Annotated in this window: 9 protein-coding genes; 6 read left to right on the top strand and 3 right to left on the bottom strand. The window is 72.2% G+C overall.

Annotation, left to right across the window (positions count from 1 at the left end; genetic code table 11):
* Positions 1-3: 3 nt before the first annotated feature.
* The 5 genes from E3328_RS19375 to E3328_RS19395 all read left to right on the top strand — a co-directional run bounded on the left by E3328_RS19375 (position 4) and on the right by E3328_RS19395 (position 5,997).
* The gene (locus tag E3328_RS19375; RefSeq protein ID WP_167837484.1) at positions 4-1,353 is read left to right on the top strand and encodes an Hvo_1808 family surface protein; all 1,350 of its coding nucleotides are present in this window, start codon (positions 4-6) and stop codon (positions 1,351-1,353) included.
* Between the two features lie 159 nt (positions 1,354-1,512).
* Positions 1,513-2,679: a nicotinate phosphoribosyltransferase gene (locus E3328_RS19380; protein ID WP_135366279.1), complete on the top strand. Its 1,167-nt coding sequence runs from the start codon at positions 1,513-1,515 to the stop codon at positions 2,677-2,679.
* An 82-nt stretch (positions 2,680-2,761) separates the two neighbouring features.
* Complete coding sequence (locus E3328_RS19385) at positions 2,762-3,910, top strand: DUF373 family protein (protein WP_135366280.1); 1,149 nt, start codon at positions 2,762-2,764, stop codon at positions 3,908-3,910.
* Positions 3,911-4,478: 568 nt separating this feature from the next.
* Positions 4,479-5,303 (top strand): SDR family oxidoreductase, encoded by an 825-nt coding sequence (locus E3328_RS19390; RefSeq protein WP_135366281.1) that lies wholly within the window; start codon positions 4,479-4,481, stop codon positions 5,301-5,303.
* An 85-nt stretch (positions 5,304-5,388) separates the two neighbouring features.
* The gene (locus E3328_RS19395) at positions 5,389-5,997 is read left to right on the top strand and encodes a DJ-1/PfpI family protein (protein WP_135366282.1); all 609 of its coding nucleotides are present in this window, start codon (positions 5,389-5,391) and stop codon (positions 5,995-5,997) included.
* Positions 5,998-6,007: 10 nt separating this feature from the next.
* Here the strand turns inward: E3328_RS19395 and E3328_RS19400 are convergent, their stop codons facing one another.
* The 3 genes from E3328_RS19400 to E3328_RS19405 form a co-directional block, all read right to left on the bottom strand.
* Complete coding sequence (locus E3328_RS19400) at positions 6,008-7,078, bottom strand: ArsA family ATPase (RefSeq protein WP_135366283.1); 1,071 nt, start codon at positions 7,076-7,078, stop codon at positions 6,008-6,010.
* A 566-nt stretch (positions 7,079-7,644) separates the two neighbouring features.
* Positions 7,645-7,800, bottom strand: a complete 156-nt coding sequence (locus tag E3328_RS22910) for a DUF7563 family protein (protein WP_425484368.1) — start codon at positions 7,798-7,800, stop codon at positions 7,645-7,647.
* A 224-nt stretch (positions 7,801-8,024) separates the two neighbouring features.
* Positions 8,025-10,640, bottom strand: a complete 2,616-nt coding sequence (locus tag E3328_RS19405; protein ID WP_246023060.1) for an ATP-dependent DNA helicase — start codon at positions 10,638-10,640, stop codon at positions 8,025-8,027.
* Between the two features lie 275 nt (positions 10,641-10,915).
* Between E3328_RS19405 and E3328_RS19410 the strand changes: the two genes are divergently transcribed.
* Complete coding sequence (locus tag E3328_RS19410; RefSeq protein ID WP_135366284.1) at positions 10,916-13,312, top strand: PAS domain-containing protein; 2,397 nt, start codon at positions 10,916-10,918, stop codon at positions 13,310-13,312.
* Positions 13,313-13,316 lie beyond the last annotated feature (4 nt).

Raw genomic sequence — 13,316 nt, forward strand, 5'->3', positions numbered from 1 at the left:
TCGATGGACCGGCAGGGACCCGGCTCGCGCCGCCTGCGCGTCGCCGTCGCCGCGGTGGCCGTCCTCGCGTTGCTCGCGGGCTGTACCGCCCTGGAGTCTGGCGGCCACCCCGAGGGCGACCCCGCCAGCGACCGCCTCGGCTGGGAGAACGGCTACTGGTACGACGACCCGGTGAACGTGACCGCGAGCGACGGCTACAACGCCACCGAGCGCGAGGCCGTCGTCGCGCGCACGATGGCCCGCGTCGAGCGGATCCGCGAGCTGGAGTTCAACTCGACGGTCCCGGTCGACGTCATCAGCCGCGAGCAGTACCTCGCCAACCGGAGCGGCGGGGGCGGCAACGCGACGTACTCCCGGTGGAACGACCAGGTCTGGGAGTCGATCTTCGTCGTCGGCGAGTCGTCGTCGTACTCCAACAGCTCCGACGACACCCTGGGTCAGACCGTCCAGGGCTACTACTCGCCCGGCCGGGACGCCATCGTCCTCGTCAGCGACTCCGAGACGCCGACCATCGACCGGACGACGCTGGCCCACGAACTCGTCCACGCGCTGCAGGACCAGCACTTCGGCCTCGACGCCGACGGGGAGACCCAGGACCAGCAACTCGCCAACCGCGGTATCACCGAGGGCGACGCCCGCTACGTCGACATCCTCTACGAGAACCGCTGCGAGGGCGAGTGGCGCTGCATCCCCCCGCCCGACAGCGGCGACGGCGGCGGCGGGTCCGCGGGAGCCGACTACAACCGCGGGCTGTTCCTGACCATCTACACGCCCTACGCCGCGGGCTCGCAGTTCGTCGACCAGGTGCGCGCCCAGAGCGGCTGGGACGGCGTCAACCAGCTCTACGACGCCCGCCCGGAGAGCACCGAACAGCTCATCCACCCGCAGCTCTACCCCGACGAGGACCCCGTCGAGGTGACCGTCCCCGACCGCTCGAACGGCGAGTGGCGCCGCTTCGACGTCGACCCCGTCGCCGACACGGTCGGCGAGGCGTCCATCTACGCCATGTTCGTCCACAACGACGTCGTCGACCCGGAGAACCGCTACGGCTACGAGTCCGAGCCCTCCGCGGGCTGGGGCGGCGACAGCGTCGTCCCCTACACCAACGGGACCGCGGGCGGCTACGTCTGGGAGACCGCCTGGGACTCCGAGCGCGACGCCCGGCAGTTCCACGAGGCGTATCTCGACGTGCTCGACAGCCACGACGCCCGCAACCCCCGCGGGAACGTCTACGTCGTCCCCGACGGCGAGTTCGCCGACGCCTTCCGCGCGGTCCGGTCGGGTGACACGGTTCGGATCGTCAACGCGCCCACCGTCGACGGGCTCGACGCCGTCCACTCCCGGTCCGGATAGCCCGGGGGCGGCCGCTCGGTCACCGGTTGGCGGGCGACCGCTCGGTCGACGGCCGGCGGCGACTCTCGATCCGCAGTCGACACGTGGCCCGGTCCCGGTCCGGTCCCCGGGCGAAGCGAACGCGGACAGTTTTTGGCGCTCGCCCCGGAAGTCCACTCCATGACCGACGAGTCGGGCTTCGACATCGTCCCCCCGGAGGCCATCAGGGAGGGGCGGGCCACGGACGCCTACTTCGACCGGACGGTCGAGACGCTGGAACACGCCGACCGAAACCCGCGCGTCGTCGCCGAGGTGACCGCCGACCAGTTCCCCACCGGCGGGTGGGAGCTGCTCGCCGGCGTCAAGGACGCCGCCCAACTCTTCGAGGGCCGCGACGTGGACGTGGACGCGATCCGCGAGGGCCGCCTGTTCGACGGCGGACCAGTCATGCGCATCGAGGGCCCGTACCTGGAGTTCTGCCGGCTGGAGACCGCGCTGCTGGGCTTTCTCTCGCACGCGACCGGCGTCGCGACCGCGGCGCTGGAGGCCCGCCGCGCCGCGCCCGACTCGACCGTTCTGAGCTTCGGCTCGCGACACGTCCACCCCTCGATCGGCGCGATGGTCGAGCGGTCGGCGCTACTCGGGGGGCTCGACGGCTTCTCGAACGTCGCCGCGGGCGAGGTGATCGGCCGCGAGGCCGGCGGGACGATGCCCCACGCGTTGCTCATCTGCTTCGGCCGCGGCGAGCAGGAGGCCGCCTGGCGGGCCTTCGACGAGGCCGTGGGGCCGGACGTACCCCGGGTCGCCCTGGTCGACACCTACAGCGACGAGGTCGACGAGGCGGTGCGGGCCGCCGAGGCCGTCGACGCGCTCGACTCGGTGCGGCTCGACACCACCTCCTCGCGGCGGGGCGACTTCGAGCACATCGTCCGGGAGGTGCGCTGGACGCTCGACGCCGAGGGGTTCGAGGACGTGGGCATCTTCGTCAGCGGCGGGCTCGGCCCCCGACAGCTGCGCGAGTTGCGCGAGCACGTCGCGGGCTTCGGCGTCGGCAGCCACGTCAGCAACGCCGACCCGACGGACTTCGCGCTCGACATCGTCGAGGTGGACGGCGAACTCGCCGCCAAGCGCGGGAAGCTCACCGGGACGAAGGAAGTGTACCGCACCGACGACGGCGGCCACCACGTCCAGCTGGCCGACGCCGACGCGCCCGCCGACGGCGAGGCGCTGCTCGAACCGCTCGTCCGCGGCGGTGAGGTGGTCCGGGAGTTCGACCTCGACGCCGCGGCCGAGCGGGCCGTCGCCGACGCCGACGCCGTCGGGTTCGACGCGCCCGACGGCGAGTAGCGCCGCGTTCGGGCGATTCCGGCGGTCGCGCCGTCGGAAACGGTCGCGAGGATTTTTATTCCGGCGTCGCCTCCGTCGATCCGTGACAACCCTGGTCGTCTGTATCGACCGCGCGGGCGACCTCGTGGCCGGGACGGACCCGCCGGTCGTGGGTCGGGACGCCGTCGAGTCGCTCGTCGTCGACGTGGGGGTCGAGGACCCGGAGGACAGCCAGGTGAACTGTCTTCTCGAAGCGCTCCGCGTCTCCCGCGACCTGTCCGACGGCGGCGAGGAGACGCTCGTCGCGGTGCTGGCAGGGACCGACGACACCGTCGGCGCCGACCGCGCCATCGCCCGCCAGGTCGAACGGCTCATCGACGACCACGGCCCCGACTCGGCCGTGGTCGTCGTCGACAGCGCCGAGGACGAGCGGCTCGTCCCCATCGTCGAGTCGCGGCTCACCGTCGACGCCGTCGACCGCGTCGTCGTCCGCCAGGCCCGTGACATCGAGTCGACCTACTACCTGCTCAAGCAGTTCCTCGCCGACGAGGAACTGCGCAAGACCGTCCTCGTCCCCATCGGCGTCGCGCTCATCGCCTACCCGGTCCTCTGGTGGGCGGCCACCCCCGCCGTCGCCACCGGCGCCATCGTCGCCGTCGTCGGCCTCTTTCTCCTCTACAAGGGCCTGGGCATCGACGCCTACCTCGCCGCCCTGCCCGGCCAGGTCCAGCAGGCGCTCTACTCGGGCCAGGTCGCCCTGGTCACCTACGTCGTCGCCGCCGGCCTCTCGCTGGTTGGCGTGTTCGCCGGCGCCATCAGCGTCTCCGAGCTCGGCTCGGAGGGCACGCTCATCCTCGCCAGCCGCTTCGCCTTCGACGCCATCCCCTGGCTGACCGGCGCCGCGCTGGCCGCCAGCACCGGCCGCCTGCTCGACGAACTCATCCGCCGCGAGGGGGTCCGCAGCGCCTACCTCAACCTCCCGTTCGGCGCCGTCGCCGTCGGCCTCGTCGTCCGCGGGTTCTCCGCGTACTTCCTCGAACTCGCCGACGTGTTCGAGCCGTTCCGCGTCCGGGCGTTCGAGGCCGGCCCCGTCGCCTTCGAGGGCGCCACGCTCGAACCCCCCGGGACCAGGCTCGCGCTGTTCATCCTCGCCGGCGTCCTCGTGAGCCTCGCGGGCGTCCGGTTCGCCGCGTACTTCAGCGGGACCACCGTCGAACAGGAGTTCGCCCACGGCCGCGAGGGCGGGGACTAGCTGTCGTCTCCCGCACTCGACTCGATCGCAGGAGACAGCAGGCGCTGAACGCCCTCGGCGCGCTCGCGGTCGCTGTCTCCGAAAACCGGAGATTTTCGGGATGACGAGAGAGCTTCGCTCTCTCGAACCAAGCGACATATCCTCGCGGCCGGGGCCGCTTCGGATAAGGGTCGCTCAGACGACTAAACTGGACGCGAGCACACCTCGCCCGTTCAGTCCACCAGGGACCGCCTCACACAGCACCGCAGACGGCCACGAGCCTCCCCAGCCGATTGCGCTTCTCGGCCTGCGGCCTGCGATGGCTCATCCACCGTCGGAGCACGCTCTGACGAGCCTTCGGTCGCACGCTCCCGAAGACCTCGCGCGATGTTGTCGCGGCACGGAGGCCGCCAACGGCAGAGCAAGCGCTGACGACCCATCGGAATCGCAAGCGATCCCGAGACGACAGCGCGCGCCGACCGCACCGCACTGGTCGTGTCGTCCGCACTGCACTCGCCGTGTCGTCCGGACCGGTTCCCGTCGCGTCGGAGCGCCGAGACTTAACTGGTGGGCGTTCGTCGTCGGGGACATGACGAAGACGGCGCTGATAACCGGTTGCTCGTCGGGGATCGGGCGGGCGACCGCCGTCGACTTCCTGCGGCGGGAGTGGACGGTGTACGCGACGGCCCGGGACACCGACGACGTGGCCGACCTCGCGGAAGCGGGGTGCGAGACGGCCGAACTCGACGTGACGAGCGACGCCGACGTCGAGCGGGTCGTCGACCGGATCCTCGAGGAGACGGGGCGCATCGACTGCCTGGTCAACAACGCGGGCTACGCTCAGTACGGCCCGGTGGAGGACGTGCCCGTCGACGCGCTGCACGACCAGTTCGACGTGAACGTCTACGGGCCCCAGCGGCTCACGAGGGCCGTGCTCCCGAACATGCGCGAGCGGGGGACGGGGACGGTCGTCAACGTCTCCAGCGTCCAGGGGCGGATCGCCACCGCCGGCTCTGGCGCCTACAGCGGGTCGAAGTTCGCCCTGGAGGCGATGAGCGACGCGCTCCGCCAGGAGGTCGACGACAAGGGGGTCGACGTGGTGCTGGTCGAACCCGGCCCCGTCGCCACCCAGTTCGGCGACCGCGCCGACGACGAGGTCGACCGCCTCGACCGCTCGGCGGGCTACGGCGACCTGTACGCCCTCTTCGAGGACACGGATGTCCTCGCCAGCGGGAACGACTTCGGCGTCCACCCCTCGGAGGTGGCGGCGGTGATCGCCGACGCGGCCTGCGCCTCCGACCCCGACGCCCGCTACCCCGTCGGCACGCTCGCGACCGCGATGATCGCGACGCGGCACCTCCCCGACCGGTGGCGCGACGCCGGCTACCGGCTGGTGCGGTGGGTGCTGTCCTGAAGCGCGTGGACGACCCGACCGCCAGGGGACTACCGGCGGTCACACGGCCGGTAGCTTTTCGTCCCGTTCGCGGGAATCGTCGGTGATGACCGATTCCCTGGGAATCCTCGCCTTCGAGGGGTTCGAGGAACTCGACGCCGTCGGCCCCTACGAGGTGTTCCAGCAGGCGCGAGCCGCGGGCGCCGACTGGACGGTCGAGTTGCTCGCGACCGCCGAGACCGACCGCGTCGCCGCCGCCTACGACCTCCGGATCGAACCGGACGGCGTCCTCTCGCCCGACGCGGACCTGGACTACCTGGTCGTCCCCGGCGGCGGCTGGAACGACGGCGACGAGCGAGGTGCCCGGGCGCTCGCCCGCGACGAACGAATCCTCGACGCGCTGCGGACGCTCCACGAGGGCGGGACGACCCTCCTCTCGGTCTGCACCGGCGCGATGGTCCTGTCGGCCGCCGGGCTACTCGACGGCCGACCCGCGGTCACCCACCGGAGCGCCCTCGACGAGTTACGCGGGACCGACGCCGAGGTGGTCGACGCCCGCGTCGTCGACGACGGCGACGTCGTGACCGCCGGCGGCATCACGGCCGGCATCGACGCCGCGCTGTGGCTGGTCGAGCGCGAGTGGGGCGTGGGCGTCGCGGCCGCCGTCGCCGAGACGATGGAGTACGAGCGCAGTACGGACGTGTATCGAGCCTGACGCTGCGCGGTCACTCCTCCAGACACGCGGCGACGACCCGCAGCGTCCGCTCGCCCTGGACCTCCTCGGCGAACAGCGGGACGCGGCGCACGTCGTGGCCCCGGAAGACCTCCTGGGAGCGCGCGAGCGCGTCCCGTTGCACGTCCCAGCGGCGCTGGCAGAACTCGCAGTCCTCCAGATCCGGGGAGACGAACCAGTCGGCGTCCACGTCGGCCACGTCCGCGAGATCCTGCATCACCCGGTTGACGACGACCGTCCCGACGGGCACGTCGAACTCGTCGAGCCGGCCGAGCAGCCGCTCGGATTCGAGCACCGACAGCTCCTCGGGCACCATCACGACGCGGAAGTCCGTCTGTGCGGGGTCCTGCAGCACGTCCCGCAGTTGCTCGATGCGGACGGAGAGCACCCGCAGGTCGTCCAGCCCCTCCTCGGGGTCGACCTCCTCGTCGTCGCCGCCGAACATCCCGCCGAGGTTCTCCATCATCCCGCCCATCCGCTCGCGCATGGCGAGCACTTTCCCGAGCATCGAGTCCATCACGTCCGGGAGTTCGAGCAGCCGCAGCGTGTGGCCGGTCGGGGCGGTGTCGACGACGACGCGGTCGAACCGCGGGTCGTCCATGTAGCGGATGAGCAGCCTGATGGCGGCGGCCTCGTCGGCGCCGGGCATCGACCCGCCCAGCGGGTCGACCATCTCCTCGCCCGCACCGCCGAGCACCTCGCCCAGGCCGCCGAGCGCCCCACCGGCGCCGCCCATCCCGCCGCCGCCCTCCGCGAAGGGACCGTCCTCCAGCGCGGCCTCGGGGTCGATCTCCGCCGCGTAGAGTGGCACGTCCTCCCGGATCTGGGCCGGCTCGGCCGGGATCTCGGTTTCGAGGGTGTCCGACAGCGAGTGGGCCGGGTCGGTGGAGACGACGAGCGTCGCGGTGCCGTCGCGGGCGCTGGCCAGCGCCGTCGCGGCGGCCATCGTCGTCTTCCCGACGCCGCCCTTGCCCCCGTAGAGGACGTACTCCGGCGCGTCGACCCCCGTCGGGACCGCCTCCTCGTCGATGTCCTCGACCGCCTCCACGTCGATCTCGCTCATGCCTCCACCTGAAGCCGGCGGGCGGATGTATCCGTCGGACCGCCGCTCGCGCTCGGACGCTCCCGCAGTTGCGACGGTCGTCACTGGGTGAGCGGGTGCGGTCGGCGCGCGCTAGAGCGCGCGTTCATGCGCGCGACCGTAGCCGTGCGAGGGATGAGCACCGCAGCCTGCGAGGAGCGCAAGAGGCTGGGGAGGTGTGAGGCCCGCTGCGGTGTGGGTGCGGTCGTGGTGCTGTTGCGGTCGCGGTCCTGGCGGACTGAACGGGCGAGGCGCGCTCGCGCTCGTGTAGTCGCCTGAGCGACCCCTACCCGAAGCGGCCGTAGGCCGCGAGGGAATGTCGCTCAGCGACCGCGAGCGGGCCGAGGGCGTTCACCGCTTGCTGTCCCCTGCGGTCACAGTCACTGTGAGCGAGCGCGCCGAGAGCGTTCGACGTCTGCCGTCGAGTGCGGTCACCCGGAACGCGCAGACGAGTGCGGCGGCTGTCGAGCGGCGGCCACACCCCACGAACGGCGATCGATCGACCGTCCCCCCGGACGGCCGGCACGAGCGGTGGACAGGCGCGATGCCTATGACCGCGACGACCGAGCCTCGCGCACCTCGGCACCGTCGCGGAGTTTGTCTTCGCAGAACGGACAGACGCGGGGGCCGGTGTGACCGTCGGGCGTGAATACGCGCACGTACGCCTCTGTCACGAACGACCCACAGTTCTGACACTCTGGCATCCCTTGAGTAACTGTAATCATCCGCCATATGCTTTCCGGCCGTCGACGGCGGTATAGACCGATTAACTCCCCCTCCCGGCTCGGCAAGGCACCGCTTCTGACGGGTACCACCGCGCTACCAGTAATACGACTGATACAACGCGGCGACCGCTAGACGGCGAGCCGACCGGTACCGACGAGACGGCGATCCGACGGGTGTCGAGGGCGGTCACGACGACCGCGGGTCACTGCGACCGATCTTCCCAGAACCGGTCGAGCTGGCCGTCGAGGAACTCCGCGGTCATGCGGACGAACTCCTCGCGCTCGGCCGGCGAGAGGTACTCGTGGACCGAGCGGGGGGCGCCCGCCGTGTACCGGCGGTCGGCGAACACGCGGACGCCCACCTCGTCGGTCCCGCGGATGACGCGGCCGATGGCCTGGCGGGCCCGCCGGACCGCCGGGACCGTCAGCGCGTACGCGAAGGCGTTGTCCTCGCCGAACTCGTCGGCGTATGCCCGCTGGACCGCCCGCACGCGGGGCGAGCCGACGTTGACGAGGGGGACGCCGATCACCAGCGCCGCCGCCAGCTTCTCGCCGTCGTAGTCGACGCCCTCGGTGAGCGTCCCGCGGGTGCTCGTGACCAGCACCTTCCCGCCGCCGCGGAAGAACTCGGCCTTCAACTGTTCGGTGGCCTCGTTGCTCGAACTCTCGTCGACGAGGACGGGTTTGTCGACGGCGCCGTCGAGGTAGGCGCCGGCCCACTCGGCCTCCCGGTAGTTGGGCATCGCGACGAGGACGTTCCCCGGCGAGCGGGCGACCGACCGGAGGACGTGGGCGTACTCGTCGCGGGTGCGGTTCCAGCCGTCGCCCAGCGGCTCCATCTCCGCCGGGTTCCCGCGGTTCCGGGCGGTGAACGGCTCGGCGTCGACCGTCCAGCTCGCGCGGTTCTCCTCCGGGAACCGCAGCGGGTAGCTCTTCGCCTCGACCGGCCGCCCGTGGTCGCCGTCGTCCGGCGTCGGGCCGGGGTTCGGGTCGCCCTCGCGCAGTGATTCGAGGCCAGAGACCTCGGTGAACACGTCGAGCGGCGAGAGCGTGGCGCTCATCAGCACGCCCCCGCCCAGCGAGTCGAAGATCTCCTTCAGCGACTCGGCGGGCATGCAGTCGAACAGGACCAGCCCGGGCGTGTAGACGCGCTGGTAGTCCCTGTCTACGGCGTCGGCGGCCTGCCCCGTCTTCGGGGCGTACTCCAGTTCGATCTCCCGGAGGTAGCGGTCGTGGCCCCGCTCCCACCAGTGGCCCATCACGGCGCCGACGGCGGCGCAGACCGGCTGGCGAGCCAGCCCGAGGCCGTCGATGGCGTCCTCGACGGCGGCGCCGACGGTCGCCAGGGTCCGCCACACCTCGCCGTCGTAACCCTGCCGCTCGGCCCAGCGGGTGAGTTCGTCCGGTTCGGGCTCCTCGGGGTCCCGCAGCGGCACCTCCACGTCCCGCTCGGGGACGCTCTCCGTCGGGTCGCCGACGCGCCAGTCCCGCTCGACCTCCTCGTCGAGGTAGCGCTCGACGCGCTCGTCGAGCCACCCCAGCAGGTCGTCGTAGAACTCCCTCGCCTGGTCGAGTGCCGACAGGGGCACGTCGTGGCTCGCGAGGCGGTCCCGGACCTGCTGTTTCCTGTCCCGGCTCTCCCGCGCCCGCGAGAGGAGGTGGTTGCAGTCGTTGCGCGCCCGCTTGATCGTCGAGCGGCCCACGCGGTCGGAGAGCAGGTCGCGGACCCGCTCCTCCAGCCGGTGGGCCTCGTCGACGACGAGGAAGGTCGAGGAGTCCAGCGCCGCGGAGACGAGCGGGCGCGATCCGGGGTCGAAGACGTGGTTGTAGTTGCCGACTATCACGTCGGCGTGTTCGAGCATGACGCCCATCGCCCGGTGGGGACAGGTCCCCCGCTCGACGCTGGCGGGCAGGTAGTCGTCGGCCGTCACGACTCGCGACTCCCCCACCGAGAAGTCGACGGGCGAGCCCTTGTTGCGGGCGAACCAGTCCGCCTCGAAGGGGCAGTACAGCGGCTCGTCGTCGCCGGCGGTCATCGACTCGGGCGCGCTGGGCTGGCTCCGCGGGTAGGGCGACTCGGCGCCCGCCGTCTCCAGCGCGCTGTCGAACGTGCGGTAGGTGTCGGCGTCCATGCGGGCCTCCCGGACGAGGTCGCTCGCGAGGCTCGGGTCCCACCACACGTCCTCGGGATCGGCGGCGAGCGCGGCGTCGGCGGCTGGTTCGTCGCCCGACCGGCGGTCGGCCTCGACGAGGTCCGCGGTGGTCTCCCGGAGGTCCTCGCAGCGGTCGTGGGTCGAGGCGTCGTCGGGGAACGCGCCCTCCCGGCCGTAGGGACAGAGGTCGCGCTTCCCGACGAGGGCGACGCCGTCCAGCGGGTCGGGCCGGTCGGGGTCGGCGGCGAGGCGGGCGTTCATCGTCCGCAGGTCCTCGACGAACTGGAGCCGCTGCTGTTTGACCGGCGTGACGACCAGCACGCGGTCGTACTTGCGGGTCGTCCGGACGAGCGTCGCGCCCGCGGTCAGCGCGGCCATCGTCTTGCCGGTGCCGCAGGGCCCCTCCATCGCGAAGTAGCCGCCCCGCTGGCCCACCTCGATCGCCGTCTCGATCGCGTCCGTCTGGCTCTCGTAGGGCTCGGCGAAGCCGAACACCTCCCGCCAGGTCTCGGCGGGGTCGCCCGTCGACCACTCCTCGGGACCGGCACTGTCCGGGGCGCCGCCGTCTTCCGACTCGTCGCCGCTCCCGGCGGCGGACCCGCTCGCGGCGTCGACACTCCTCCCGGCGTCCCCCCCGCCGTCGCTCGCGGCCCGGTCGTCGGCCATCGTCGATCCCTGTGTCGTCCTCGCCTATGAACGCACGGATGCCACGACGGGCACGGGGGACGCACGGACGCCACGACGGGGCGGGAAACGCACGGACGCCGCGGTCGGTCCGGGTCGGCCCGACCACCCTCCGCCGCGTTTCCGCCCGCCGTCCGGCGGTCAGCCGCCCGCCGCCGCGGGAGACTTAAGTTGGTGGAGACTGCACGTCCGGCACCACGGTCGATGACACGGGTTGTCAGGGGAGTTCGACGGCGGGAACCGCGGGGGTCGGAGAGATGACGGCGTCCGACCCCGACGACCCCACCGACGGGGACGGCGCGGACACGGGTGAGGACGGCGGCGAGGACGACGGGCCGGTCGTCCGGGTCGTCCACTACGACCCCGACGAGACGGTGCTCTCGCGGCTGGACGCGGAGACCGGCGAGGCCGACGGGGTCGACTACGAGGGGGCGAGCGACCCCGAGCCCGCTCGCGAACGGATCGAGGCCGGTGACGCGGACGTGTTCGTGGTCGAACCGGACGCGCCGGCGGACGTGGCGGACCTCGTCGAGGCGGCCGACGCGGCCGACGCTGCGGTCGCCCTCTACACGCACGTCGACCCGGGGGACGTGGACCCGGCGGTGTTCGACGCGGTCGACACGCTCGTCGAGAAGTGGACCGCCGAGGAGGGGCTGGACTTCGTCGTCGAGAAGCTGCTGCGGGCGGCCCGGACGCCCGACGCCGCCTCCCGGTTCGCCCGCGCGTTCGAGCGGACCGACCCGGACGCCCGGTCGTCGACCTCCTTTCTCGTCTACGAGGACGGCACGGTCATCTGGGAGGCGACGCCGCTGGACGAGTACTTCGAACACCGCGAAGTCACCGCCGCCGTCCCCGAGACGCCGAACTTCTACCGGCAGCTCACCGCCGCGCTCTCGCAGGACCCCGACGCCATCCGGACGATCCGCGGCCCCGACGTGCCCGACGAGCCGACGGAGTTCGCCGTCCCGACCGCGAGCGGGGAGGCTCGCTTTCGCTACACGGAACACGAGTTCCCCGAGACGGTCGGGCCGCTCCGGCTGGTCGTCGTCGAGGACGTGACCTGGTCGACGCGGTCGAACGCCCGGCTGGAGCTGCTGAACCTGCTCGACCGTCACGTCCAGGACGGCATCTCCGTCGTCGACGCCAACGGCCGCGTCGAGTACCACAACGAGTCGTTCGCCGACCTGCTGGGCTACGACGACATGGTCGGCGAGCACACGGCGGCCTACATGGCCGAGGGGGAACTCCAATCGGGCCAGCGGACGCTCCAGCAGCTCCGTCGGGACGACCGCGACAGCGCCGTCATCGACATGACCTTCGAGACGGCCGACGGCGAGGAGCGGACCCTGGCCGTCCACTTCTCGGTCCGCGACGGCGAGGACGGCTACGAGGGGCTGGTCAACGTCGCCCGCGACGTGACCGACCGCCGCGACCGCGAGCGCCGGCTCGAACAGTACCGCCGGCTCGTCGAGAGCGCCGGCGACCCGATGTACGTCCTCGACGCCGACGGCCGCGTCGAGATCTGCAACGACGCGCTCGTGGAGCTGTTCGACGCCGACCGCGCGGCGCTCGAGGGCACCCCGCTCTCCGAACTGCTGCCCGGGACGGCCACCGAGCGGATCCGCGACGCGCTCGACCGCGCGACCGCGAGCGGCGCGAGCGGGACCTGCGAGTTCGACCTCGAGACCGCGGCGGGCGAGGTCCGGCAGTTCGAGGCCACCGTCGCCGGGCTCGACGCGGCCGACGACGCCGACGGCTCCGTGGGAATCCTCCACGAGGTGACCGCCCGCGAGCGCCGCGAGAGCGAGCTCGACCTGCTCAAGCAGGTGCTGACGCGCGTGCTCAGACACGACGTGCGCACCGGCCTGACCGTCGTCCGCGGGCAGGCGGAGGTGCTGGCCGAGCGGACCGAGGGCGAGCAGCGGCGGATGGCCGAGACCATCGTCGAGCGCAGCGAGCAACTCGTCGAGACGACCGAGAAGGCCCGCGCCATCGAACGCGTCATCGACAGCGACGAGGGCCGGGTCACGCTCGACCTCCGCTCGGTGGTCAACCGCTGTGTCGCCAACGTCGCGGCCGCCAACGGCGACGCCGAGTACGACGTGCGCATCACCGAGCAGGTGCCGGTGCGGGCCCACCGCGCGCTCCCCTACGCCGTCGAGAACCTCGTCGAGAACGCCGTGGAACACAGTTCCACGAGCCGTCGGCTGGGGGCCGACGCCGTTGAGCACGGCTCGACGAACCCTCGATCGCATGCTCGCGAGGACACCGACGGAGCAAGCTCCGTCGACCCTTCGGGCGCTGATGCCCCCGAAGACGCCGCGGAACACGGTTCCGAGAGCCCCGATTCGCAGGCTCGACCGGACGCCGTCACCCAGGACGCGGCGCCGTCGGTGACGATCACGGCGACCGACGACGGCGAGGGGACCGTCGAACTCCGGATCGCCGACGACGGCCCCGGCATCTCCCAGGCGGAACTGGACGTGCTCGCCGACCGCGAGGAGACGCCGCTGAAACACGGCACCGGCGTCGGCCTCTGGCTGGTCTCGTGGGTCGTCGAGCGCTCCGGCGGCGAACTCGACTTCGACACCGGACCGGACGGGACGACCGCCACCGTCCGCCTCGACGCCGGCGACCCCGCCGACCTCGGCTGAGTCG

The organism is Halosimplex halophilum (genome assembly GCF_004698125.1).
Taxonomy (GTDB): domain Archaea; phylum Halobacteriota; class Halobacteria; order Halobacteriales; family Haloarculaceae; genus Halosimplex; species Halosimplex halophilum.

Excerpts from the sequence above, each read along its gene's own strand:
- E3328_RS19375 (WP_167837484.1), top strand. The coding sequence starts at position 4 with ATGGACCGGCAGGGACCCGGCTCGCGCCGCCTGCGCGTCGCCGTCGCC.
- E3328_RS19380 (WP_135366279.1), top strand. The coding sequence starts at position 1,513 with ATGACCGACGAGTCGGGCTTCGACATCGTCCCCCCGGAGGCCATCAGG.
- E3328_RS19390 (WP_135366281.1), top strand. The coding sequence starts at position 4,479 with ATGACGAAGACGGCGCTGATAACCGGTTGCTCGTCGGGGATCGGGCGG.
- E3328_RS19395 (WP_135366282.1), top strand. The coding sequence starts at position 5,389 with ATGACCGATTCCCTGGGAATCCTCGCCTTCGAGGGGTTCGAGGAACTC.
- E3328_RS19400 (WP_135366283.1), bottom strand. The coding sequence starts at position 7,078 with ATGAGCGAGATCGACGTGGAGGCGGTCGAGGACATCGACGAGGAGGCG.
- E3328_RS22910 (WP_425484368.1), bottom strand. The coding sequence starts at position 7,800 with ATGCCAGAGTGTCAGAACTGTGGGTCGTTCGTGACAGAGGCGTACGTG.
- E3328_RS19405 (WP_246023060.1), bottom strand. The coding sequence starts at position 10,640 with ATGGCCGACGACCGGGCCGCGAGCGACGGCGGGGGGGACGCCGGGAGG.
- E3328_RS19410 (WP_135366284.1), top strand. The coding sequence starts at position 10,916 with ATGACGGCGTCCGACCCCGACGACCCCACCGACGGGGACGGCGCGGAC.